The sequence below is a fragment of the Agaribacterium haliotis genome (assembly GCF_002312815.1).
Lineage (GTDB): Bacteria > Pseudomonadota > Gammaproteobacteria > Pseudomonadales > Cellvibrionaceae > Agaribacterium > Agaribacterium haliotis.
The window spans coordinates 1-24,636 of record NZ_NKQJ01000020.1 but is presented as its reverse complement, the minus strand read 5'-3'; the positions used below and the strand labels follow the sequence as shown (position 1 = coordinate 24,636).

At 50.6% G+C, this 24,636-nt stretch carries 22 protein-coding genes; 14 read left to right on the top strand and 8 right to left on the bottom strand.

The window, feature by feature from the left end; genetic code table 11:
• Position 1: 1 nt before the first annotated feature.
• The 3 genes from bamC to CFK45_RS17615 all read right to left on the bottom strand — a co-directional run bounded on the left by bamC (position 2) and on the right by CFK45_RS17615 (position 3,194).
• Positions 2-1,183, bottom strand: coding sequence for an outer membrane protein assembly factor BamC (gene bamC / locus CFK45_RS17625; RefSeq protein ID WP_096087770.1), 1,182 nt, complete (start codon positions 1,181-1,183; stop codon positions 2-4).
• Between the two features lies 1 nt (position 1,184).
• On the bottom strand, positions 1,185-2,060 hold the full coding sequence (gene dapA / locus CFK45_RS17620; protein WP_096087769.1) for a 4-hydroxy-tetrahydrodipicolinate synthase: 876 nt from the start codon (positions 2,058-2,060) through the stop codon (positions 1,185-1,187).
• A gap of 90 nt (positions 2,061-2,150) precedes the next feature.
• The gene (locus CFK45_RS17615) at positions 2,151-3,194 is read right to left on the bottom strand and encodes an NADP(H)-dependent aldo-keto reductase (RefSeq protein ID WP_096087768.1); all 1,044 of its coding nucleotides are present in this window, start codon (positions 3,192-3,194) and stop codon (positions 2,151-2,153) included.
• 291 nt (positions 3,195-3,485) lie between these two features.
• Between CFK45_RS17615 and CFK45_RS17610 the strand changes: the two genes are divergently transcribed.
• The 4 genes from CFK45_RS17610 to CFK45_RS17595 all read left to right on the top strand — a co-directional run bounded on the left by CFK45_RS17610 (position 3,486) and on the right by CFK45_RS17595 (position 6,692).
• On the top strand, positions 3,486-4,616 hold the full coding sequence (locus tag CFK45_RS17610; RefSeq protein WP_096087767.1) for an AraC family transcriptional regulator: 1,131 nt from the start codon (positions 3,486-3,488) through the stop codon (positions 4,614-4,616).
• 15 nt (positions 4,617-4,631) lie between these two features.
• Positions 4,632-5,324 (top strand): hypothetical protein, encoded by a 693-nt coding sequence (locus tag CFK45_RS17605; RefSeq protein ID WP_096087766.1) that lies wholly within the window; start codon positions 4,632-4,634, stop codon positions 5,322-5,324.
• Positions 5,325-5,514: 190 nt separating this feature from the next.
• Positions 5,515-6,372 (top strand): SPFH domain-containing protein, encoded by an 858-nt coding sequence (locus CFK45_RS17600; protein WP_096087765.1) that lies wholly within the window; start codon positions 5,515-5,517, stop codon positions 6,370-6,372.
• A gap of 113 nt (positions 6,373-6,485) precedes the next feature.
• Positions 6,486-6,692 (top strand): type II toxin-antitoxin system antitoxin, encoded by a 207-nt coding sequence (locus CFK45_RS17595; protein ID WP_096087764.1) that lies wholly within the window; start codon positions 6,486-6,488, stop codon positions 6,690-6,692.
• A gap of 23 nt (positions 6,693-6,715) precedes the next feature.
• On the opposite strand, the gene CFK45_RS17590 is transcribed toward CFK45_RS17595, so the two are convergent.
• A complete protein-coding gene (locus CFK45_RS17590; RefSeq protein ID WP_239923748.1) occupies positions 6,716-7,330 on the bottom strand; it encodes an alpha-ketoglutarate-dependent dioxygenase AlkB family protein in 615 nt (204 codons plus the stop codon).
• 132 nt (positions 7,331-7,462) lie between these two features.
• Complete coding sequence (gene fabV, locus CFK45_RS17585) at positions 7,463-8,647, bottom strand: enoyl-ACP reductase FabV (RefSeq protein ID WP_096087762.1); 1,185 nt, start codon at positions 8,645-8,647, stop codon at positions 7,463-7,465.
• A gap of 275 nt (positions 8,648-8,922) precedes the next feature.
• Between fabV and CFK45_RS17580 the strand changes: the two genes are divergently transcribed.
• The 8 genes from CFK45_RS17580 to CFK45_RS17545 all read left to right on the top strand — a co-directional run bounded on the left by CFK45_RS17580 (position 8,923) and on the right by CFK45_RS17545 (position 16,163).
• Positions 8,923-9,495 (top strand): MiaE family protein, encoded by a 573-nt coding sequence (locus CFK45_RS17580; RefSeq protein WP_096087761.1) that lies wholly within the window; start codon positions 8,923-8,925, stop codon positions 9,493-9,495.
• Between the two features lie 9 nt (positions 9,496-9,504).
• A complete protein-coding gene (locus CFK45_RS17575; protein ID WP_096087760.1) occupies positions 9,505-10,776 on the top strand; it encodes a glycosyltransferase family 2 protein in 1,272 nt (423 codons plus the stop codon).
• 77 nt (positions 10,777-10,853) lie between these two features.
• Complete coding sequence (locus tag CFK45_RS17570; protein ID WP_096087759.1) at positions 10,854-11,918, top strand: GGDEF domain-containing protein; 1,065 nt, start codon at positions 10,854-10,856, stop codon at positions 11,916-11,918.
• Between the two features lie 222 nt (positions 11,919-12,140).
• Complete coding sequence (locus CFK45_RS17565; protein ID WP_096087781.1) at positions 12,141-12,911, top strand: sulfite exporter TauE/SafE family protein; 771 nt, start codon at positions 12,141-12,143, stop codon at positions 12,909-12,911.
• Positions 12,912-12,975: 64 nt separating this feature from the next.
• Positions 12,976-13,515 (top strand): DUF2878 domain-containing protein, encoded by a 540-nt coding sequence (locus CFK45_RS17560; RefSeq protein WP_096087758.1) that lies wholly within the window; start codon positions 12,976-12,978, stop codon positions 13,513-13,515.
• A gap of 59 nt (positions 13,516-13,574) precedes the next feature.
• Positions 13,575-14,285, top strand: a complete 711-nt coding sequence (locus CFK45_RS17555) for a chalcone isomerase family protein (protein WP_158224753.1) — start codon at positions 13,575-13,577, stop codon at positions 14,283-14,285.
• Positions 14,286-14,304: 19 nt separating this feature from the next.
• Positions 14,305-14,895, top strand: a complete 591-nt coding sequence (locus CFK45_RS17550; RefSeq protein ID WP_096087756.1) for a DUF3833 domain-containing protein — start codon at positions 14,305-14,307, stop codon at positions 14,893-14,895.
• Positions 14,896-14,963: 68 nt separating this feature from the next.
• Complete coding sequence (locus tag CFK45_RS17545) at positions 14,964-16,163, top strand: BaiN/RdsA family NAD(P)/FAD-dependent oxidoreductase (protein ID WP_096087755.1); 1,200 nt, start codon at positions 14,964-14,966, stop codon at positions 16,161-16,163.
• A gap of 847 nt (positions 16,164-17,010) precedes the next feature.
• On the opposite strand, the gene CFK45_RS17540 is transcribed toward CFK45_RS17545, so the two are convergent.
• Positions 17,011-17,910, bottom strand: a complete 900-nt coding sequence (locus CFK45_RS17540; RefSeq protein ID WP_158224752.1) for a LysR family transcriptional regulator — start codon at positions 17,908-17,910, stop codon at positions 17,011-17,013.
• A 426-nt stretch (positions 17,911-18,336) separates the two neighbouring features.
• Here CFK45_RS17540 and CFK45_RS17530 point away from each other — a divergent pair, with 426 nt between their 5' ends.
• Both CFK45_RS17530 and ppc read left to right on the top strand, forming a co-directional pair.
• The gene (locus tag CFK45_RS17530; RefSeq protein ID WP_096087752.1) at positions 18,337-19,266 is read left to right on the top strand and encodes a sodium-dependent bicarbonate transport family permease; all 930 of its coding nucleotides are present in this window, start codon (positions 18,337-18,339) and stop codon (positions 19,264-19,266) included.
• 16 nt (positions 19,267-19,282) lie between these two features.
• Positions 19,283-21,841 carry a phosphoenolpyruvate carboxylase gene (gene ppc, locus CFK45_RS17525; RefSeq protein ID WP_096087751.1) on the top strand — a complete coding sequence of 853 codons (2,559 nt, stop codon included), beginning with the start codon at positions 19,283-19,285 and terminating at the stop codon, positions 21,839-21,841.
• Positions 21,842-22,421: 580 nt separating this feature from the next.
• Here the strand turns inward: ppc and CFK45_RS17520 are convergent.
• Together CFK45_RS17520 and CFK45_RS18525 are read right to left on the bottom strand one after the other, a co-directional pair.
• Positions 22,422-22,754 (bottom strand): hypothetical protein, encoded by a 333-nt coding sequence (locus CFK45_RS17520; protein WP_096087750.1) that lies wholly within the window; start codon positions 22,752-22,754, stop codon positions 22,422-22,424.
• Between the two features lie 357 nt (positions 22,755-23,111).
• Positions 23,112-24,636: hypothetical protein (locus CFK45_RS18525; RefSeq protein ID WP_204378506.1), on the bottom strand; the 1,525-nt coding region annotated here is incomplete at its 5' end.

The window sequence follows — 24,636 nt, the reverse complement described above, 5'->3', positions numbered from 1 at the left end:
CTTAGACAAGGTTTTTACGCAAAAGGCGCAGCAGCTGTTTGGCTTCGTCGGGCGCTAACTTGCGACCGCGCTCATCGCGCAGTACCACGTGAATCTCATCGCCAACACGGCGGGTAACAATTAAATAACCGGCATTGGCTTTTTTAAGCGCGTCGCCGTAAGCGGTGTTTGGAATCGCATCAAACAGGCTGCGAACGTCGTTGGCGCCACTTAAATGCTGCAGCATTTCATCGATGCTGTAGCGGCTTTTTTCCGGCAACTTGTTGTCGATGCCAAGCGTGATCACCGTTTTAAACCAGCCGCGCTCTTTTTCCTGATCTTCGTAATAACCGGCGTACAAAACGCCCTGCTCGCGCTCTTTGCCCCACAAGACAAAACCGCCTTTATTGGCCGCGTGAGTTAGTGAGGCCCAGGCGCGCTCGTTCGACAGGCGCAAGGCCAAAGTCGGCTCGCTCTGGTTTTTCAGATAATAAGCTTTGACTTCACCGCCGACATTTTGGCCAAGCAAGGAGGCACTGGCGGTATCAACCGTTTTAGCCAGGTGGTCGGCAAGCTCGCGCAGCATCCACTCTTCGCGCTCGGGGTTGCTGCTTGTCGGCGGCCACTGGTTTGCGGCCGGCACGGCTGAGCCCTGCGCAACTTCGTATTGCAAAACGTGAATTTCAGTGGTGTCGGGGTGAATGCCTTTTTCCAAGGTGATGCGAAAACGCATCATTTTGTCGGCTTCGTCTTTGTATTGCAGCCAGTCGGTCTCAATCACACCGGTGCGTGCGTTACTGGCAACAACTTTGGCGTCGACGCTGTTCAAAAAGTTCTGGGTGCGCGGCCACACGGCCGAGGTCGATGCACTTAAATACAGCCAGCGCTCATCGCCGAGCTTTTGAATCTTAATGCCAAAAGCCAGCTCATCGGTATTGATGGTATTGGGCCTTGGCACTTGGTAGTCATCGCGCTCGTAGCGATCGCCAAATTCATCGGTAACATGCACTTCGGGGATAGGATACAGCGGCGCGACGGCCGGTGCCTGCATGCCTTCGGGCAGCTCCATATCTTTGACGACATCGGTGCGCAAATAATCTTTGCTGCGATTGCGCAAGTTTGAGTTTTTATCTTTAAACATGCCGCAGGCACTTAAGCCAAACAGCACAGTCGCGCTTAACAGCAGGGCGAGGCTTTGCTTCATCTTAAATCAATCCGTTCTCTTGCATGGCGGCGCGCAATTGCGGCTGAAGGCCTTGCTCAAAACCTGTCAACGGCAGGCGCAGGGCATTGGCACCAAAACCGAGCTGACTGACCGCCCACTTCACAGGGATGGGATTTGATTCCAAAAACAAGTTCTTGTGCACACTCTGCAAACGCGCATCGAGCGCTTGCGCGGCACTAAAATCGTTGCCGAGGGCCAGCTCGCAGATTTGAGACATCAAGCGCGGCGCAACGTTCGTTGTCACCGAAATAACACCGTGACCGCCGGCTTCCATAAAGGCCAAGCCGGTTTCATCGTCGCCGCTTAACAAACAAAAGTCGTCGCTGACGCGTGCTTTAATATCGGCTAAACGCTGAAGGTCGCCCGTCGCTTCTTTTATACCGACAATGTGTTCAAGCATTGACAGGCGCTCGACCACCTCCGGCCCCATATCAACCGCGGTGCGGCCGGGCACGTTGTAGAGCAACTGCGGCAGCGCCACGCGCTCGGCAATATATTGGTGGTGTAAAAACAGGCCTTCCTGGCTGGGCTTGTTGTAATACGGGGTTACCAGAAGCGCGGCATCGGCGCCGGCGTCTTTGGCAGAAGCGGTTAAATCCAGCGCTTCGCGGGTACTGTTGGCACCGGTACCGGCAATCACCGGCACTCGCTTGTTGACCACATCAATCACCCGGCGTATCACCGCCAGGTGCTCTTCTCTATCGAGGGTTGCACTCTCGCCAGTGGTACCCATCGCAACAATGCCGTGGGTGCCCTGCTCGAGGTGCCATTCAACGAGTTTGTCGAGCGCATCCCAATCGAGCGATGTATCCGCTTTCATAGGCGTAACTAACGCAACCAAACTGCCTCGAAACATGCTTAACCCCGACTCAAACTCGTAATAAATGCAAAAGGGGGCCTATGGTACTGACGCGGGCGCGAACACTCAACCATTAAGCGCGCCCGATTACGGCGCCGGATTGGGATAGCGCTGGTGCACAGCGTCGATTAAATCCAACTGTTCGGTGCTCAGCTCAATATCAACGCTGGCAATATTGCTACTGAGCTGCTCACAGCTGGTTGCGCCGATAATATTGGATAGCACCGCCGCGCGCTGATTCACCCAGGCCAGCGCCATCTGCGCGGGGTCGAGTTCAAACTCACGCGCGAGCGCCACATACGCTGCGATGGCCTCGTTGCAGTTGGTTTTGCTGTAACGCCCAAAGCGCTGGCTAATGCTAAGGCGCGAACCCTCTGGCATCTGGCCGTTTAAATATTTGCCGCTCAAGGTGCCAAAAGCCAGCGGGCTGTACGCAAGTAGGCCCACCTGTTCGCGCAGGCTTATTTCACTCAAACCGATATCAAAGCTGCGGTTGAGTAAGTTGTAGGGGTTTTGAATAGCAACAATGCGCTCGAGACCGAGCTCGCGACTCAAGCGCAAGTACTCACTTAGGCCCCAGGGTGTTTCATTGCTGATGCCGATGTAGCGAATTTTGCCCTGTTTAACCAAAAGGCTAAGCGCCGTTAAACTCTCTTCAATGCTGTGACCATCATCGCTGTCGGGGCTGTACTCCAGGCGGCCAAAAAAGTTGCAGGCGCGCTCGGGCCAGTGCAACTGATAAAGGTCGATGCAGTCTGTCTGCAGGCGCTTGAGGCTGCCTTCACAGGCGGCGCTAATATGTTCGGCGCTGAGCCTCGGCCCACAGCGCACGTGTTCAAGCCCCGGATTTCGATCACCCCGGCCTGTCACCTTGGTTGCCAGCACCAGCTTATCGCGCTGGCCGCTTTTTTTTAGCCAGCTGCCAATATAAGCCTCTGATAAACCCTGAGTTTCTGGCTTTGGCGGAATCGGGTACATCTCCGCCACATCAATAAAGTTGATCCCGTTCTGAGTGGCCAAATCAAGTTGGCTGTGGGCCTCAGCTTCGCTGTTTTGTTCACCAAAGGTCATCGTGCCAAGGCAGAGCTCACTGACCTTAAGCTCACTGTGCCCAAGTTTTGTATAACGCATAGCATTCGCTCACTGCCGTTAAATAAAGGCAAACTTTAAAGTGCGAAGCCGCGAAATAAAAGCCATGCTTCCATATAAATAAACATTGTCACTATTTGTTAATTCTCAGCGATACAGGGCAATAAAAGCGCTCGCTTGTGTGTCATTACATCATTTTCGAGCGAAAGACACAGCTTTGGCCAAAGCGTGTGCCAAGCTACAATCGACATCACAGCAATCGCGCAAGCGGCGTCGCTGTGACGAGAACAACTCCATCTACACCTACGATAAAACCATAAAACCGAGGTGGACATGCTTAGCAACAACATGGCCGTTGAGCTGCTTAAACTGCTTTATATAAGCTCCTTCAGTTTGGGACTGTGGGCCTGTTTAAGCACAGTGTTAAATAAACAAAGCCCCGGGCAAAGCAAAGCACTGGTGTGTTTATTTATTGTGTTACTGCTGCTGACACCGCTGCACGCCTATTTATCGCTGGTCCTGGCGCAAGCGCCGCTGTGGTTAAACTCACTTGCCAGCACCCAGGCATGGGCCTACGGCCCGCTGATGCTGGCGCTGGTATTCAGTGTCACGCAAAAAAAAATGTCGTCGGCCAAACTGGCACTGCACTTTTTGCCGTTTGCCGCCGCCAGCTACCTGCACTACGCCCACCTCGAGTGGCTGGTCAACAGTTATTACAAAGGGCTTTTGCTGCTGCAAACCTCGGCCTACCTCGTACTGTCCATCCATACCATCTACCGCTATCGCCAGCGCATTCGCGTGCTTGGCCGCGAATTTAAAAACAGCCGTTTTTATTGGATGCTCTACCTGATCGCCGGTTTATTTGCGCTACCGGTGTACGACAACCTTATTGACCTGATGCTCGGCCGGGGTTTTGCACTGAGTTTTTTTGCGCTGGCCGCCAGCCAGTGCCTAATTTCACTGTACGTCAGCACCATCGCGCTTTTGTTATTGCTGCAACCGGATTTTTTTACCGAGCAGCAAAAAGATAGCGCTTTAGCAAAAGAAAAAGAAACAGACGCAAACAACACCTTGCGTTATGTCGAACTCAGCCCCGAAGCGGCCAGCGAACTTGAGCAGCGCTTAAGTGTGCTGATGAGCGAGCACCGGCCCTATCTCGACCCAAGCATCAACCTGGCCAAGCTTTCGTCCCTGCTCGGTGTTTCAAGCCATCAGTTATCGGAGCTACTAAATATTCACCTTCAAACCAGCTTTTACGACTACTTAAATACAGCCCGCTATCAAGAGGCCATTCGCTTAATGCACGCCCAGCCCTCAAAAAACAGCGTCAGCGATATCGCCTATATGGCCGGTTTTAACAACCGCAACAGTTTTTATCGAGTCTTCAAGCAGCACGCAGGTTTAACCCCCGGCGAATACCGCAAACAGCTGCCGACTCAACATCACGCTAATTCCGCCAGCTAAGCAGAGGTAAGCACTATGAAACTCGTTCACCATATAAAACTTGCGTTTGGCATTGCCACACTCTGCGTCGCCGCGTTTAGCTTAAGCCCGAGCTGTGCTTTTGCCGATAGCGCGGCAAGCAAGCAGCCGCCTTTCGGCATGGAGTCGCTGACCACCGAGCACTTACAAAAGCTGTATTTGGCCAACAGCTTTGCTGCGCCCTCGGCGCGCAGCGTATTTATCGAGCCGCCGGGTGTTGAGTTTTCCTCCAGCTGGATAAACGAACACGGCCACACAACAAGCCCGACCTACCAGCGGGTCACCAAAGAAAACTACGGCAAAAATTTAGTCAAAGAATTAAAAAAGTCGTTAAAAAATAACGACTGGAAGACGGTCAGCAACAAAGATAAAGCCGCCGTTGTGCTCAAGCCCCGGCTGTTTGATTTAAATATCTTTTCCCCTGAGCAAAGCCCAACCCGACAAACCATTATCTTCAGTTTTGCCGGCAGCGCGGCGCTGCAGCTCGACTTTTACAACGAAGCCGGCGAGCTTTTTATGCGCATCGTCGACAAGCGCGACACCCCGGAGTTTGTCGGCAGCCCAATCACCAACCGCAGCAACAACCTGCTCTACTTTAAAGTGCTGATGAACTACTGGGCCGTCAATAGCTCGGCCTACCTCGAGCACTTAATGCGCGGCATTGAAGCCGAGCAAGCCCCCTCCCCCTAAGCCCTAGGTGAGAACAGCCCTCGGGTTGTGCTGTGCTTAAGCCCTCTATGCATAAGTGCATAGAGGGCTTTTTTTGCACACGAACATCAACAGGCGCTTGGGCCTCAAACACAAGCGAGGTATTCAAAACTTGACTTTTGGTTTGCCGCCATGAAAAATGATATCACTTTGATATCAACTGGATTGAGTCATGTTTAACGAAAAAGCTGCTCGCTCGTTCTCGGGTTACTTTGTATTGGCGCTGTTATTAGCAAGCGCTGCACTGATTGTTTTGCTTATTGTCGGCGGGCCGCCGCTTTTTAAAGTGCTCGCGGCACTGGCACTGGCACTTTGGGTTTTCTGCTGTGTCGGTTTTTTTATGGTGGCGCCCAACGAAGCTCGGGTATTGCAGCTGTTTGGCAGCTACGCCGGCACCGAAAAAAAAGAGGGCCTGCGCTGGGCCAATCCTCTGTATAGCAAAACCAAGGTCAGCTTGCGGGTACGCAACTTTGAGAGCGACCAACTCAAAGTTAACGACTTGCACGGCAACCCGATAGATATTGCCGCCATTGTTGTCTGGCGTGTGGTCGACACCGCCGAAGCGGTGTTTGAGGTCGACAACTACGAAGAATATGTCTCGATTCAAAGCGAAAGTGCGCTGCGCAATATGGCGACCAGCTACCCCTACGACAGCCACGAAGGCGAGCTGATTACCCTGCGCGGCAGCCCAAATGAAGTCGCCGAAATCTTGCGCAAAGAAATTCAGGAACGGCTCGGCAAGGCCGGGGTTGAAGTGATCGAATCGCGCATCAGCCACCTCGCCTACGCCCAGGAAATTGCCAGCGCCATGTTGCAGCGCCAGCAGGCCACGGCCATTATCGCCGCCCGTCAAAAAATCGTGGAAGGCGCCGTCGGCATGGTTGAGACCGCCCTGGAAAAACTCGCCGAAAAAGATGTGGTTGAGCTGGACGAAGAGCGCAAAGCGGCAATGGTTAGCAATTTATTGGTGGTACTGTGCGGCGACAAAAGCGCTCAGCCGGTGGTCAATACTGGCTCGCTGTACACTTAAACTGGCCGAGCACTTAAATTCGCCGCGCACTAAAATGCGCCGTGCACGTAAACCCACCGTAAACCTTGTTTTGCTACCAGGTTTTCACTCAAGTAAAGCTCCGGGAGCAGTATTTGGCTAAAAAAAAGAACTACCCTCTGCGCATTAGCGAAGACGTGCTCGCTGCCGTACAGCGCTGGGCCGAAGACGATCTGCGCAGTTGCAACGCGCAGATCGAATTTTTGCTGCGCGATGCTTTGATAAAATCGGGGCGAGTAAAATTAGTGCAAAAAGTTGTCACTGAACTTCACGATAGCCACGCCACTAACAACACTGAATAACAGGGCCTGGCATCGTGTGTTTATTACTGCGCATGCATACGCCTAAAAGTTAAATTCAGCCGTGCCTGGCTTGTTTTTGTTGTCTTGGGCAAGCTGTGTAACCAGTGCTGCTGAGTCTGGCCACGCATCAGTAATAAAGCCCCGGACGGTAAATGTACTTCAACTTTCTCCTGGCTGCGCTTGTGTTTAAATACAAAGCGCCGCTCGGCCCCCAAGCTTAACGATGCAATGCTCGCGCCGGCAACCAATTCTTTTTCCGCATCGCTGTGCCAGCCCATACCCTGACTGCCATCGGCATAAAGGTTCAGCAAACAGGCGTTAAAAAATTCAGCACTTTTTTCTTCAACCTGCGTTTTAATTGGCAATAGTTCAGGCAGCCACGGCAGAGCTATTTTTTTTGTTGCCGAATAAACATAGCTGTAATTGGCATCGCCATACCAGGCCACCTTGCGCCCAGCCGTTACCGTTTGCCCACGCACAACAATGCGCTCGTTAGACCAAGATATTTGTTTAAGCAGCGTTTGCATATGGCGCTCACTTTGCTGCTCGTCAAAAATTTTGCCTAAATAAAGCGCCTCGCCGTCATAGGGCAAGAGATTAATATCGGGCAGCGCTTGGGCATCAAACAAATCCATCATTGGCCTTATTGAACATTCAAAAGCTAGACATACAAAGCGATGCATATAAAAAAGGCGTGAGAGCTAAGAGTAGCTTTCCACGCCTTTTTACACTCTCGAAGCTAAAGCCACTTCGAGTTTATTGATAACAGCTTAGAATTTTACCGGCACTTCTGGGCTGATATCCGCGTCGTAGTCAACACTGTCGATACCAAAACCAAAGAGCTTTAAGAATTCGGCGTTATAACCTTTGTAGTCGGTCGTATCGTAAAGATTTTCTTCGGTCACTGCCGGCCAGATTTCTTCAACTTTAGCCTGTACTTCGGGGGCCAGCTCTTTGTCATCAACGCGGTAGCGGTTCACATCATCAAGGCGCGGCGCACTGTTATACAAACACTCGGTGTAAAGGCGGAACAACTGCTCAATACAACCCTCGTGGCTGCCATTTTCTTTCATCACCTTGTACAGCGTAGAAATATATAAAGGCATAATCGGAATGGCCGAGCTCGCCTGGGTGACCAGCGCCTTTAACACACAGACATTGGCCTGGCCATTTAAGCCGCCCAAACGCTCAGTAATGGCTGCGGCGGCGCGATCGAGATCCTCTTTGGCTTTACCTATCGTCGCGTGACCGTAGATGGGCCAGGTCAGTTTTTCACCGAGGTAGGTGTAAGCAACGGTTTTAGCACCATCGGCGAGTACGTCGGCCTCTTTTAAGGCGTCGATCCAAAGTTCCCAGTCTTCACCGCCCATCACTTTAACCGTGTTGGCGATTTCTTCATCACTGGCGGGCTCGACCGTCATATCAGCAATTTTGAGCGTATCGGTGTTGAGGTTTTTGGCCGTGTAACTCTGGCCGATAGGCTTTAACACCGAGCTGTAAGTTTCACCGCTGTTGGGGTCGGTGCGGCGCGGCGACGCCAGGCTATATACCACCAGGTCTACCTTGCCGAGATCCTGTTTAATAATGTCGATGGTTTTTTGCTTGGCTTCGTTGCTAAAAGCATCGCCATTTAAACTCTTGGCGTAGAGGCCAGCTTCGGCAGCGGCAGCTTCAAAAGCGGCGCTATTGTAAAAACCGGCCGAACCCGTTTTGCGCTCGGTGGCGGGCTTTTCAAAAAACAGGCCGAGAGTCTTGGCGCCATAACCAAAGGCGGCGGTAATACGAGAAGCCAGACCATAGCCAGTGGAAGCACCGATGACCAAGACGTTTTTTGGGCCTTCGCCGTCAAACGACTGGGCTTTGATGTAATCAATTTGCTCCTGCACATTAGCGGCACAGCCCGCAGGGTGGGCGTTGGTGCAAATAAACCCGCGAACTTTAGGTTTAATGATCATGCTGTTTTCCTGTTTATTTCCAGTGGCTGGTATAATCGCGGCGGATTATATATCAAGGCCGCCTGTGAACAAACGGGCTTTAGTTCAGCCTCCGGCGAAAACTCTGACGGGGGCTTGCCTAGCTAGACACGCCGTAAACCCATCCCTGGGGGCTCGGCAACAGCATCCATGCTGTAGACGGTCTAGCTAGGCAAGCCCCCGCCATCGCTCAAGCTCGTGCAGACACCAACACAAAATACTCAGATAAAAACGAATTAGAGGCACATTTACCCTCCATGTTTAGACTGCGATGCGCCAGCCCCAAAACCTGGCTTGAGGCCGTACTGGCCGATTTTGATGCTTTTTTGCTTGATCACGCCGCCGCCGAAAAAAAGGCCTCCGGCATGGCCATGAGCATGCTCAGCCACTACCCCGACAAACCCGAGTTGGTCGAGGCGATGGTAGAGCTGTGCCTGGAGGAAACCCTGCACTTTCGCGACGTTGTTAAACTGATACACCAGCGCGGGCTGATTTTAGGTGCCGACAGTAAAGACCTCTACGTCAACCAACTGCGCAAGTTAATGCGCCAGGGCAGCGAACTTTACATGCTCGACAGGCTGCTGATCGCGGGCATTATTGAAGCGCGTGGCGCCGAACGCTTTGGCCTGATCGCCGAGGCGCTGGAACAGGGTGAGCTAAAAAAGTTTTACAAAGCAATCACCGAAAGCGAAGAGCGCCACGAAGAGCTGTTTATTGACCTGGCCCGCCGCTACTTTAGCGGCGACGAAGTCGAAAAGCGCCTCGATGAACTGCTCGATGCCGAAGCCGATATCTGCCAGGCACTGCCGATTAAAGCGGCCCTGCACTAGAAGGCTGCGGTGAAAAAAAGCGCCAATAATATAGGCCCGGCGGCCGAGCCCAATCGCAGTGTACAAAAATATCTTAGCCAGCAGGCCGAACCGGAAGCCAGGCTGTGCTTAGAGCTTGCAGGCTCGCTTGCCAATAAAAACGCCTCGCGGGCTCAGCTAAATAAAAAAGGCAGCAGCGACTGGTTTGATAGAGAACAAGCGCTAATTATTCCCGCCTGCAACGAAAAAGCAGCGTTTGTTGCAAACCTGGCCAAGCATAGTCAGGCGGCAACAAGCCTGCTTATTTTAGTTGTCAATGACAACGAGCTGAGCAACCGCGAGACCCAGGAAAATAACCAGAAACTGATAGATGAGCTTATGCAGCGCGCAAACAGCATCGGCAGGCTCAAACAGCTGCACGCCTTAGAGTTGGGCGAGCTTAAAATACTGCTGATTACTCGCTGCTTAAATTTGGCTCTGCCGGCAAAACAAGGGGTTGGCCTGGCCCGAAAAATCGCCGCCGATTGCGCCTGTGCCCTGATTGACAGCGCTTTTATCAAACGCCCGATTATTTTTAGCACGGATGCCGATGCGCGCCTGCCGAATAATTATTTTTCGCTTGATGAGGGCAAGCACAGCGCTTCGGCCTGGACTTTTGATTTTACACACCGCGGCGGCGATAACGCCGTTCAACACGCCACTGAGCTCTACGAGCGCAGCTTAAAAGCCTGGCCGCGCGAACTAAAACGCGCGGGTTCACCCTATGCGTATCAGAGCCTCGGCTCCTGCCTCGCTTTTGACTATCGCGCCTACGCCCAGGTTCGCGGTTTTCCCAAGCGCGCCGCCGCCGAAGACTTTTACCTGTTAAATAAGCTCGCCAAAATAAACGGCGTCAGTGTCTGCCCGGAAATCTGCATCGAGCTGCAGGCAAGGCGCTCGAGCCGCGTCCCTTTTGGCACAGGCCCGGCGGTTGCGCGCCTGATTGAGCAACAGCAGCGCGGCGAACAAGCCTGCTGGTACGACCCGGCCATATTTTCCGAACTTGCCGAAGTGCTCAAACGGGTAGATACATTTCAGCATCACTATCAACAAGCGGCCGCCGAACTCAAACCGTGCACACGCGCCGCTATCGAAGCGGCGGGCATCGAGGCGTTTATCCACAAGCGCCAACAACAAGGCGACAGTCGCGAGCAATTTTTGCGGCACTTTCACCAGTGGTTTGACGCCTTTCAAAGCTTGAAGTTTATTCGCCACCTTCAGCAACACGCCTACCCGCCGAAAGCCATTGAGGAAGTCTGCTAAAGACTGCCCTATAATGGCCGTCTGAGGGGCAAATTTTCATGCCATACAGGATGTGCGCACGCCTACAGGAATAACAGATGCCAACAAACTTTGAGCTGCAACAGCGCGGCGAGCTGGAACAGGCCGAATGGCGCCGGCGCGATACGCTCGCCCGAGCCATGTGCCTGACCGTTACTGCAGTGGTTCTGATGTTTGGCATCAAAGACTTGATTACCGGCCCACTTCAGCTCGGCCTGAGCCTTTCGGCTTTTGCTCTGGCCAATATTCTCGCCCTGCTCGCTTACAAATACTTCCAGCGCCTGGAGCTGTTTTGTTATTACATCAGCACCTCGGGGGCGTTTCTCAGCATCTTTTTAACCGCCAATGGCGGTACCGACAACAGCGGCATTATCTGGCTGGCGGTGTTTCCCTCGGTGATTTACAACCTGCTTAAAGTTCGCGTCGCGGCGTTTATTAACATCGCACTGATTTTTATCATCTGCTACATCTTATTTTTTGACACGGCCTTTTATACCGCAGGCTACGAGTTTTACGTCAAAATTGCCGGTGTCGGCGCGCTGCTGCTGTCTTCGTGTTTTACGTTTTTCCAGGCGCGCGAGCGCGAGGTCAACGCCCACGCGGTCAACCGCCTGAACAATGAGCTCAGCCATATCGCCTCGACCGACGACTTAACCGGCCTGCCCAATCGCCGCGATATGAGCTTAAGGTTGGAATTTGAAAGCAAACGCGTAAAACGCTCGGGCAAAGAGTTTGCCATCATCCTCTGTGATGTTGATTATTTTAAAAAGATTAACGATAGCTTTGGCCACAGCGAGGGCGATAAAGCGCTGCAGGCATTTGCCAAGTTATTAGTTAGCCGCTTTCGCGATACCGATAAAGTCGGCCGCTGGGGTGGTGAAGAATTTCTGGTGATTTTGCCCAATACCAGCCTGCGCGATGCCATCGACATCGCCAACGAAGTGCGCCAAAGCATCTGCCAAACCAGCTTGCTCGAGAACACCCCCAACCGCCTGGTCACCATGAGTGCAGGTGTAGCAAGTTCAGCGCAAAGTGACGACGTTATCGAGCTACTCGGCATTGCCGATAAAAACCTCTACGCCGCCAAAGACGCCGGCCGCAACCGCGTTTGCCCGGAAATTTAAGCACGCCCATAGCACTTGCCTCTGCGCCGACTGAGAGCCCAGCTAAGGGCTGGAATAGCCGGCGAGTTAACATGCGAAGATAAGTCCGTGTACACTGCGAGCCCTCGCACATTGGCGACAACGAATTTAGCAGGCGGCTTAAGCGTACGCGAGGCCGATGGAGCCTGTTTTAACAACAAAAAAGCAACAGCGATAACTTATCAACGTCCTGCCGGGGAGAAAATGGATCTAGCTGAACAATTAATACTGTTGGCTGTCGCCCTCGTTAGCAATGCGCTATCGGCGATGGCTGGCGGTGGCGCCGGCTTATTGCAGTTGCCGGCGCTTATTTTCCTCGGCCTGCCTTTTACCCTGGCGTTGGCCACCCACAAAGTTGCGACGGTGGCGCTCGGTATCGGTGCCAGCTTAAAACACGCGCGCTCGGGCAATCTCGCCTGGGCGATGGCGCTGACCATGCTCGCCGCTGGGCTGCCCGGTGTTGTGCTCGGTGCAAACTGCATACTCAAAGTCCCCGCGGCGCTGGCCCAGAGCCTGCTCGGTTTACTGACCATGGGCCTTGGTATCTATTCCATCTACAAAAAGAAGCTCGGCCAGCACTACGCACCGCGCAACCGCGACCTCAAGGGTTTGAGCCTCGGAGCGCTGGGCTTGTTCTGCCTGGGTTTTTTCAACGGTTCACTGACCTCGGGCACGGGCTTATTTGTTACCACCTGGCTGATCGCCTGGTACGGTTTTGATTTTAAGCGCGCAACCGCCTACACCATGATCCTTGTTGGCCTGTTTTGGAACGGCAGCGGTGCACTGACGCTGGCTTTGCTGACCGAGGTGAAATGGGAGTGGCTGCCGATGCTGATTCTCGGCTCGCTGCTCGGCGGCTATCTCGGCGCCCACTGGGCCGTGACCTATGGCAACAGCTTAATTAAGCGAGTCTTTGAGCTGGTGACCATCGCCACCGGGCTTAGCTTGTTATTAAAAAGCGCCGGGCTCATATAGGGGCCTCAAAACACGGCCCGACAAAACAACTGATCCAGGCCAGGCTCGCCCGCGTATTCAGGGCATGGATATTGATCAGAGATTAAACAGTATTCGCCTGCCCTCAGCGTTTTTTGGCCCGCTGGTCGCGCTGAGCTTCAACCTGTGGTGGTTTGCTGCCGTGTACTGGCGAGACCAAGTGGCGCTTATGCTGCTTGGCCTGTGGCTGGTGCTTTGCGGGCTAAGCCCGAACCGCCTGCGCAGCCTGCTGCTGAGCCTGGCTTTTGCCGCAATTGGCCTCAGCCTGGAACTTGTATTGAGCCTGCTTGGCGTCTATCAATTTGCCAATCAAACACTTGTGCCGCTGTGGCTGATTGTACTCTGGCTGCATTTTTCATTTTGCCTGCAACACGGCTTTCTTTTTTTATGCCGCTTGCCGCTGTGGCAGCAGAGCCTCGCGGGTGCCATTGCCGCAGCCTGGAGCTACTTTGCCGCCGAAGCGCTCGGTGCCGTTGAACTTCCTTTTGGGTATTTAAGCAGCTTGAGCCTAATTGCCGGCGCCTGGGCCCTGCTGCTGCCATTGATGCTTAACATCAGTAAATACTACTGGAGTCACGAGCCATGAACTTAGCAAAAAAGGCAAAGGCCTTGCTATTGAAGATGCTAAGGGTGATGGCGATAGTTATGACGATAGTTATTTGCTCAAACGCAGCGCAGCTAGCTGCATCTAGCTTTTCCACCGCTACTCCAGGCAGTACTCCAGATAATGCTCTGGGCAGCGATACGAGTAACCTCCAAAATAGCCCCCCAAGTAATAGTCCAAGCAAGAATGTCATCAATAGCTCGATCAATAACGCTGGCATTATGCTCGCCAAAGCCCCCGCAACGCAGCCAAGTACAAATAACAGCACAGTTAACAGCGCGCCTAACTTGCCAGCACAGAAAACCGAGCACCATGCCCTCGACGGCCTAGTATTGCAGGGCCAGGGCACGATGCAGTGGATGAATATCAGGCTTTACGACGCCGAATATTACATCAGCGACAAACAGCAGCCGCGAGCAGCGCCGGTTGCGCTGAGCATTGATTATCACAAAAACATCGCCGCCAAGCGCCTGGTTAAAGCCACCCAAAAGCAGTGGCGCAAACTTGGCCTTAAACACAAACAACAGCAGCACTGGCTTAAACAACTGCCCACACTCTGGCCCGACTTAAGCGCCGGCGACCGTTTAACCTGCATCGTAAATAGCGATGGCAGTACCGACTTTTTTCACAACGGCCAATGGCTTGGCCGCATTAACGATCGCGACTTTGGCCCGCAGTTTCTAGATATATGGCTGCATCAAAATAGCTCGGAGCGCGAACTTAGGGCACAGCTGCTCGGCCTGAACCGGTGATAGTGATAAACAAAACGCCATGACAACTTTTTTAAAAACCTGCAAAGCAGCCACAATTTCGCCAGCGCCTGCGGCTTTAAAAATACTGCTGGCGCTTCTAACACTGCTCGCTTTAACGGCCTGCCAGGGGCCACACATTAACGACTACCGCGGCACCGAACCCGAGCTCGACCTATTTGCGTTTTTTACCGGTGAACTCAGCGCCAGTGGTGTTGTGCGCAAGCGCAGCGGCAAAGTTATTCGCCACTTTAATGCCAGCATTACAGCCAACCAACAGGGCGATGTGCTTACCCTCGATGAGCAGTTTGTCTTTAGCGACGGCGAACAACAGCAGCGCATATGGCGTATTCAGCGCGAAAAAGATAATAATTTTCGCGGCCGCGCTGCCGATGTCGATGGCGAAGCGCGCGGCCAAAGCCGGGGCCAGGCGCTGCAGTGGCGCTACAAGCTGGAACTCAGCGTTGATGGCAAACAGTACAAGGTGAAATTTGATGACTGGATGTATCTTGTTAACAGCCACACCCTAATCAATATCAGCGATATGTATTTCTGGGGCTTTAAGGTTGGCGACGTAGTGTTAGTCATTAACAAAGACAAAAAACAACACTGATGTAAACAGCGGCTCAGCCACGTACAATAGCGCCTCCAAGCGAAGCTATTTATACCTAAGCCAACACATTGAAACATTACAACTGCATTATCATCGGCGGCGGCGCCGCTGGCCTTATGTGCGCTGCAAGCGCTGCTGCACGCGGGCGCTCGACCCTGGTTGTTGATCACAGCAACAAGGTCGGTAAAAAGATTCTGATGAGCGGCGGCGGCCGCTGTAATTTCACCAATTATTTTGTTGAACCGCAAAACTACATAAGCGCCAACCCTCACTTTTGCAAAAGTGCACTAAGCCGTTTTACACAATGGGACTTTATCGCCCTGGTCGACAAACACGGCCTCGCCTATCACGAAAAAAGCCAGGGCCAATTATTTTGTGACAATAAAGCCAGCGATATCCTAAATATCCTGCTCAGTGAATGCGAGCAGCACGGCGCAGTTATTCAGACCCACTGCGACATTCACAGTATCGATAAACAGAGTATCGATAAACACGAGCACTTTGAACTTAAAACCAGCCAGGGCCAATTTAGCTGTGACTCACTCGTTGTTGCCACCGGGGGCCTGAGCATACCAACAATGGGTGCAAGCCCAAAGGGTTATCAAATTGCCGAGCAGTTTGGCCTACAGGTAAGCGACAAGCGCGCAGCATTGGTGCCTTTTACCTTGAGCAATCGCTGGTTAGATATCTGCAAACAACTGGCGGGCGTCAGTGTTGATGTTGTCGTTGAAAATCAACGGCAGAGCTTTAAAGAGGCCCTGCTTTTCACCCACCGAGGCCTAAGTGGCCCCGCGATTTTACAGATAAGCAGTTATTGGCAAGAAGGTGAAAGTGTAAAAATTAATTTTATGCCCGATACCGATGTGCAAAACCTACTGAAAAGCTGGCGCAGCGAAGGCCAGACAGCCGAGCTTAAAAACCTGTTTAAACGCCTCGATAAACACAGCCTTGCGAAAAACTTTTTAAACCTGTGGCTGCAGGGCTGGGCCAACTTAAAACCTGCCGACCTAAGCGATCAGCAAATTAACGACATCAGCGAGCGCTTACAGAGCTGGTCTTGCAAACCCTCGGGCACGGAGGGCTGGCGCACCGCCGAAGTAACCTTAGGCGGCGTGCTGACCGACGAGCTCAGCTCCAAAACCTTTGAAGCAAAAAAACAGCCCGGCCTGTATTTTATCGGCGAAGTCATTGACGTAACCGGCTGGCTAGGCGGTTTTAATTTTCAGTGGGCCTGGGCCAGCGGCTGGTGTGCGGGGCAATATGTGTAGCTGTGAATTTATGAAATTAAACCGCAGGCAATTAAGCTGTGACGCGAATATGCCACAGCCATAACTCTTTGCTTTATTTGGTTTTATTGAATTGTCTGCGCTTTTAGAGGTTCAAGGGAGCTGGCTCGACAGATTGTCAGCAAGGGCTACTTGTGCTCCATAGCGCATCAAAAGCTTTCCCGGCTAAGATAGTTCGTATCACTTGTTCTTTCGGCCACCAGCAAGTGGGGCAATAAGAAATAGAAAGTTCGTTGTCGAAAGGGCCTTTACTAATTTCGGATCAAGGCCCATCTCGCGCTTAATCCGACATTTTGCATTAGTATCGAAGTAAATCTGACAGACAGAACTCGGCCCATACGGTGCAACCGCACAACTCACGGAGTGCTCAGCTTGCTGGGCAGGTGGCTTAAGAGAAATGTCTACGAGCTAGAAGTATAACTTTAGGGGAAAGGTCAATGGAGAGACAGATCCTCCAAGGTCTATTTTTATCAGTTTAAAGACCAACTATAGATAAGCGTATGTTATTGATATATATACACTTATCAGCCAACAACCGAGCCCCAACAGCAGATATCTTATCAGTTTAGATATCACTTGAGCATAGGATGTTACTAACTCAGCGATTACACCTTGGCCAGCAGGCTCGGTCTCTACATTTGATTGAAGAAATACTTATTAAAGAGCCATTACCCCACTTTATTTGTAGTAGCTCAGACCTAGTCTGACTGTTTAGATTCGGCGTGTGGCAACTGACCTGACAGTCGCGAAACGGCCAATTGCGGAAGTTCAATTAAGTAAATCGCCCCCGCAGATCTCGGAAAAATCACACCGAAACACTCGCGACTTATTAAGTGTTCATTTTGTCCGCCAGAACACCTTTCCCCTCTAATTGTATAAAGTCATGAAAGGTTTTCGCTAGCATCGATAACTTACGTTTTTTCTTGTGAACCAGATACCACTCACTGGTAATTGGAAATTCATCTACCTTTAAGCGCACCAAACCTTTGATGTTGGTGTAATCGAGGGTATGTCGGCTTAAAATACTTAAGCCCAAGCCAGACGCTACTGCCTGCTTAATGGCCTCATTACTTTCTATCGTCATTCGCTCCTTCAATTGAATACCATGCTGCTGACAGAACAATTCAATACTCCTGCGAGTGCCAGATCCACGCTCGCGCATAATAAACGGATAATGCTGTAAACGCTGAAGCGATATATGCGTTTGACGGGTCAGCTCATGCTCGGCGGGAGCCAATACCACAAGAGAGTTATCCATTAGCGGCTCTTTTACAATATCCAGCTCTTCGGGACAGTGGCTAAACATATAAAAGTCATCTTTATTCTGCTGTAAGCGGCCTATCACCTCTTCACGATTACCAATGGTGAGCTGAACATCGATATTGGGGTAACGACGATAAAACGGCCCCAACATCAAAGGCATAAAATATTGCGCAGTCGATACCACAGCCAAACGCAAGGTGCCTGCTTGTAAGCCTTGTAAAGCAGCGAGTTTGCTGTGCATGCGATCCATGCTTGCTTCCACTTCGAGTGCCGCCTGATATATCACCTGCCCAGCCTCAGTGATTTCCACCTTCCGCCCCTGAACCTCATACAGTTCAGCACCGAGCAATTCCGAGAGTTTTTTCAGCTGAATCGACACTGAGGGCTGGGCAATATGCTCGTGCTCAGCCACACGTGAAATACTCTTAAGTTCTACCAACGCCTTAAGCAAGCTGAGTTGACGCATACTCGGTAGCCTCGCGTTAGCAGCGAGAAGCTGGGCTTGAGGAGCTGACGCTCTTCGAAAGTCGGTTTTAATAGAGCTCATTAGACTTCACCTCCCTATCTGCCGCAAAAGTGTGAATACAGCATGCACATAGATATTCATCTATACATAGAATAGCTTATATATATTTTTAATTATACCTTGAATCCGTAGCATGGCGATCAAGCTTATTTAGCCCTACCCCACTGATACCAATGGAGTTGCTATGACACGCCTGTTTTCTGCTCTTACCGCCCTGGCCTTATTGCTTACGGCCCTGTTTGCTCACCTCAGCGGCTTGGTTGCCACTAGCTATTTTGTATTAATGTTCGCCTTCAGCGGCTACCTTGTGTGGACAAACCGACTACAGCGCCATGCCATCACTTGCCAAGACAAGGAGCCAAACGCATGAGCGCCTTTTTGCCAGACATTCTTGCGCTGTTCTTCTTAGTCAGCCTGGTAATCCGCCGTTTTGGTGTCGACTTGAGCTTCCATCCAGCCACCTATCAGCTACTTACCTACATATTACTGCTGACCATAGGCCTTAAAGGAGGACAAGCACTTGCCTCTGAATTCACCTTGAACCTAATTGGAAATAGCTTAATTGTTATCGCCTTAGGGGTGGTTTTAACCTTGATAGCAATGGCGATCATCCGCCTGTTCAGCGCCCTAAACCAAACTGATGGCGTCACCTTAGCTGCACACTACGGTTCTGTTAGCGTGGGCACCTTTGCTGTTGCAATGAGCTTTTTACAACTTAAAGGTGTTGAGTTCGAAGCCGAGATCAACCTTTATGTTGCCCTACTCGAGCTTCCCGCGATTTTTGTTGGACTTTGGTGGTTGGGCCGCGGCAAGACCGGCACATCCATGAAAACTATTTTTGGGCACCAAAGCTTGATGCTGCTTCTTATAGGCCTTGTGATCGGTGCCCTCTATGGCGATGTTGCCCAGCCGATGATCAAACAGCTTCAACCACTGTTTGCCGTGATGCTGGCGCTGTACCTCATTCACATGGGTGCCATTGCCGGAGATAAGCTTGGGCAATTTGGCGAAAACCAACTGTTTTTGATCAGCTTCGCAATATTTATGCCCCTGCTCGCCTCTTCCGTTGGCCTCGCCACGGCAATGCTACTCGGCCTGAGCATAGGCGGGACCGCTCTTTTAATGACGCTTGCTGCGAGTGCCTCATATATTGCAGTACCGGCAGTATTTGAACAGGCGCAACCGAAGGCAAACGTCGCGCAAGCACTGGTTGCCAGCCTTGCCGTCACCTTTAGCTTCAATGTTATTTGGGGCATCCCCCTTTACCACCATATCGCCACAGTAGTGGCCTCCTAACAAGCAGGAACCTTCGATGTTAGAAACCATACAAAGCAACGTTCGCCTGCTGGGCAAACTCCTCGGTCAAACGATAGCGATTGACCACGGCGATGACTTTCTGGAAAAAATTGAGTCCGTGCGCAACCTTGGCAAGGACTTAAACAGGGATGAACAGCAAGCACTTAAGCTACTACAGGACGAGTTTTCCTCCGCAAGCGAAGCGCAGCTCAAAGTTTACTCACGAGCCTTTAGCCAATTTTTAAACCTGGTGAATATTGCCGAGCAGCAGTTCACTATCAGCGAAAAGGGCTTGCAACAACTAGAGCTTGCCCATCCGCTTGAAGAGTTTCAAAAAAAATTGGATGAATCTACGACTGAGAAGTTCGAACAGGCCTTACAAAAACTACACGTTGAGTTGGTACTAACAGCTCACCCCACAGAAGTTAATCGCCGCACCTTTATCCACAAGTATCACGATCTGGCTGAGCAACTCGACTCACCAGAAAAAAACAGTGAACGTATTGAAGAGCTTATCGAGCAAGCTTGGTTCACCAATGAAATTCGCAACGAGCGCCCAACCCCGCTTGAAGAGTCGCGCTGGGGATTGGACACCATTGCCGACAGCCTTTGGCAAGCTGTACCGGAATTTATGCGTGAACTCAACGAGCTCAGTCAGCAAGTCCTCGGAAAAGACCTACCTCTGGATTACGCCCCTGTAACTATGGCTAGCTGGCAAGCGGGTGACCGCGATGGGAACCCTTTCGTCACTGCCAAATTGAGCGAGCTAGCAATTACCAATGCCCGGCTTCGCGCAGCCGAGCTGTACCTGCAGGATTTTCAGAACCTCTACCTTGAACTTTCCATGCACAAGGCCGATGAGAATCTGATTGCTCAAGATGCTGAGCGTATTGGCCCCTACCGCCAAGTACTTGCCTCGGTCATAGCTCAACTGAAGCACAGCATTAACCAACTTCAGCAAGGAAGCACTGAAACCGCAATCAGCAGTACTGAGCAACTGCTTGAGCCATTGCAATTGTGTTATCAGAGTTTATGCAACCAGGGCTTGCAGAAAATCGCTAACTCATCCCTGCTTGATGTTATTCGCAGAGTGAAATGCTTCGGCATTAGCATGGTCAAACTCGACATTCGTCAACACAGCGAGCGTCACGACCAAGCCATGGCAGAAGTAACTCAAGCGCTAAACTTGGGTGACTACCAAACATGGAAAGAAGAGCAAAAAGTAGCGTTTTTGTTATGCGAATTACAAAACTCCCGCCCACTTCTTCCAGCCCAAAAATGGAGCGCAGACACGCAAGAAGTACTCGACACCTACGCCATGATCGCCAGGCAACCTAAGGAAGTACTCGGCATCTACATTATCTCCATGGCCAGCCGCACAAGCGATGTTTTATTGGTCAATCTATTTTTAAAAGCGCACGGTGTGGATTGGGCAATGCCTATTGCTCCTCTATTTGAAACGCTGGATGATTTGAATAACGCACCGGCAGTAATGGCAGAGCTACTTAAACTTGAAAGCTATATGCAGCGCTGTGAACGCCAACACTATGTCATGATTGGCTATTCAGATTCTGCAAAAGATGCAGGAGTGCTTGCAGCAACTTGGGCACAGTACACGTCGCAGGAAGCCTTGGTAAAACTGTTTGAACAAAACAAAGTTCAATTAAAGCTCTTCCATGGACGAGGTGGCACAATCGGGCGTGGTGGCGGCCCCGCTCACGCTGCAATTGCCTCCCAGCCGCCTGGCACCCTATGCGGTGGCCTGCGTGTGACCGAGCAAGGGGAAACCATTCGTTATAAATTTGGCCTCCCTCACTTAGCAGTGCGCAGCCTGCACCTTTACGCATCAGCGATACTAGAAAGCCTAATCACGCCACCTCCAGCCCCCAAAAAGGAATGGCGTCAACTTATGGATAAAATGGCGGAACAAAGCTGTGCCTCGTATCGCTCATATGTTCGTGAACGCGAGGACTTCGTTCGCTACTTCCGTCAGGCAACGCCGGAGCAGGAGCTCTCCAGCCTGCCATTAGGGTCCCGCCCAAGTAAACGTAAAAAAGACGGTGGCATTGAATCGCTGCGGGCTATTCCATGGATATTTGCATGGAGCCAAAACCGCTTAGTGGTGCCGAGCTGGTTAGGCCTTGGCCAGGCCATCGCCGACAACCTGGACAGCAACAAAGCCTTGATGCAAGACATGCTTAAAGAGTGGCCCTACTTCAAAGCGCGAATCTCTTTAACGGAGATGGTCTACCTTAAATCCTCACCAGAGGTCAGTGAGCTTTACGATCAAGCTCTGGTTGAAGACGAACTACTGGCTTTAGGTAAAGAGCTACGACATCAGTTAAAGCAAGATGAGCAGGCCGTACTTAATCTTCTGGGCCAAAAGAGAGTAATGGAAAGCGATAGCTGGAACTTAAGCTCCTTTGAGCTGCGCCGTCCCTACCTTCTACCACTACACTTAATGCAAGTGGAAGCATTAAAGCGCTTAAGACAAAACCCCGAACACCCGGAGCTTGAGCAAATTTTAATGGTGACCATGGCCGGCATTGCGACGGGAATGCGTAACACCGGTTAGTTCAAGTTGCTACAAAGTTGGCTAGTGCATAAGGCGATTTCCCAAGCGCAATCGCCTTTGCATTGGTTTTTAATCCGTAAACAGCCTTACTTTAGCTATTTTTTTAAAACATCGAAAATCAGCAATAGTGCGCTTCGGGCCACAAGCGGACTGTCACTGCACGGAGCATTGCGCATCAAACACTAATTAAGTGTTTAACCTAATGAAGGTTTCAACGGCATCAAATCCAGGCTTTGGGACACCGCTCGATCTATTGCTTTTCTGTAAAGAATGACAACGCGCAGCCACCTCATTTGAGGAAGTCGCATCCATAAATGGACGCCAGAATGTACACCTTGCAGTATTTCAAAGTATTTACGCTGGGGCTCGATCATTCGTAAATGCATGTCAAATTTACTTTATTGGATTGTCGGCATTTTTTTCAAGTTCGAAACTACGTACTGACTCATATATTGATGCTTTCTCAGACGCCACCGTTTAATTACTGATATTTACACGATGACTAAAGACCTAACACCTCAAAATACTGATCTGACCCCAATTATTTGTGTGAAGTTAGACCCATCCCGTTTACACCCTCTTATTCCATATAGCCATCAGGTTTTTCATAATCAAAGTCTATACCGAACTTCCCATTGGGATAGAGCCTAAAGGTAACCCCCCAAACTCGGCCTCCTGATGAGCTACTGATTTCATCCCGAATTAACATAACAGCTTTTGAGGACGCTGAGCTAATTTCAATACTTCGATCACACGTAGCTGGAATTTTCTCGCCATTTCGAATGTACCAACGCCTAGATCTACATGAATTATCTAGAACCCTAATTTCATCAATAGCTTCATCCCATTCCTCATCACCTATCGAAGCAACCAAATTTCTAGCTATCGCTCTATATGCATCTTCTATAGTCATAATCGTTATTGCCTAAACGTATAGTTTTTAATGACACCATCCACCACCGCGCGTACCTTAAGAACATCAGGTGTGCGACTATCGTTATTTGGATAACCAACTTTGATACTTATAGTCACCTCGGATTCTGGGGACAGTATACCTAACTCAACAACCGCTTCGGGTCGTTTAGCGCTTTAGGAGAAGCCGGCCAAAAGCGGACTGTTGGCACAATGGGCTTTGAACTTTGGGTATTGGCTAACCCGAAACCACAAGGAAGTAAATCAATATTCGCCCCCATTTAGGGCGCCTGACATCATTAGCCATGATTCGCCCTAAACGGAGTGCCAATGCTGGATCTACCGGCTCTGTTAAGCTCTACTTCTTTTTGATCACCAAGGCATTAATGATCCATTTTCCTGACAGGCTAAGTTCAAGCAACTCACCTTCAGCGATATCTACTTCAACAGTATCAATTACCTGGGTTCCGGAAATTACATCAACCTTATCCATAAGTTGTTTCCCGTTGATGGAAAACGACATTCGGTAATTCTTACCGATATTGTAAATCATCTCTTCTGGCAAGCGAGCGTCACCCATGTAATAGCTGATGTCGTAGCGGCCTTCTTCCAGCTTCACATAAAACTTAGATTCTTTTTCCCCTCTTAAGGCATCGCGCTGCCAAAATGGAATGCGGTGAGTCTCTTCGTTGTGCTCAAGATTGATGTAGTCTACGTCTTCAGCTCGCCAGCCAAATTGGTTTTTATTAGGGTTGTAAACATGACGCTGGTTCACGGCAATAAAGTCGAAGGCATTGATCATGGCATAAAAGGCGAAGTTGAGATTTACATCGCTTAATGCCGGTTGCTCTCTATACGGCGTAAGCTCAGCTAAACCATCAAGTTTTGGCGGCATGGCCGGTACCACAGACTGATACTTAGCAATGGTATTGTAGCTTTCAGGCGCACCAATCAAAGCATCTTGCTGAGCGAGTTTTGCCTGCTCGTTGGTGGTAATAACAAGTTTATCGAAGCCAATATCAGTATCAACCTGATACACCTTAAGTGTGTGATAACCCGGCTCGGCAACGGTAATTTCAAATGGCAGCCTTTCCATTTGCATTAACACGTTGTTTTCCCAACGCCAACCGTGTGTAGTACCATCCGACAAGGTTACCGACTTAAACTCCTTTTTCTTGCGCACGCCATTAAGAACTTGAGGGGCTTCGTCGTTCAAGCCAATAGCAACTTGAACCGTTTTGCCCTTTCCTTCGTTCAAGGTTGGTATGCGATATAGCTCGGCATAATGTGTTCCTGCCGTGGCAAAGTACACCTTGTACTCTAGGCGAGCCGCTTTTTCTAGATTCTCAGTATCCTTAATAGCAGCGTCGACTTTGTCGCCACCTTTAAGGAACATTGAAGCCTTGGCGTAACCAAAGTCCTCATATCTAAGCCAGCTTGCATCTGCATTGTGCTTGGCGGAATAGTTTTCGGCCTCTATGCTTACAAAACCATTGCCTTCCGCATAGGCATTCTTTGTCAATTTGAAATCAAACTTAGTAGCGACGACCGCATAAGTTTGGCTGTTGCCCTGATCATCACTCACAGTAAAGCTGGCTTTATTTTCCTCTGCTTTGGCTTTATTCCAGTCAACACTAATTAAGATACGCTCTTCAGTGTTTACCGTGCCGGCGTTCTTAGAGAAGTTTAACCACGCTTGTTCAGATTTTATCGTCCAATTATTTGCTTTAAGGTCTTTATTAAAGATATCGACAAAACGCTGGTTATCTTCAAAGGATGAGAAGTACAAAACAATGGCTTCATTACCGTATTTTTGGCCCTCGATGATTGAGCCAATACCTGCAACGGCCTCTTCGGTAAACATCTCATCATAAACAAGGTCG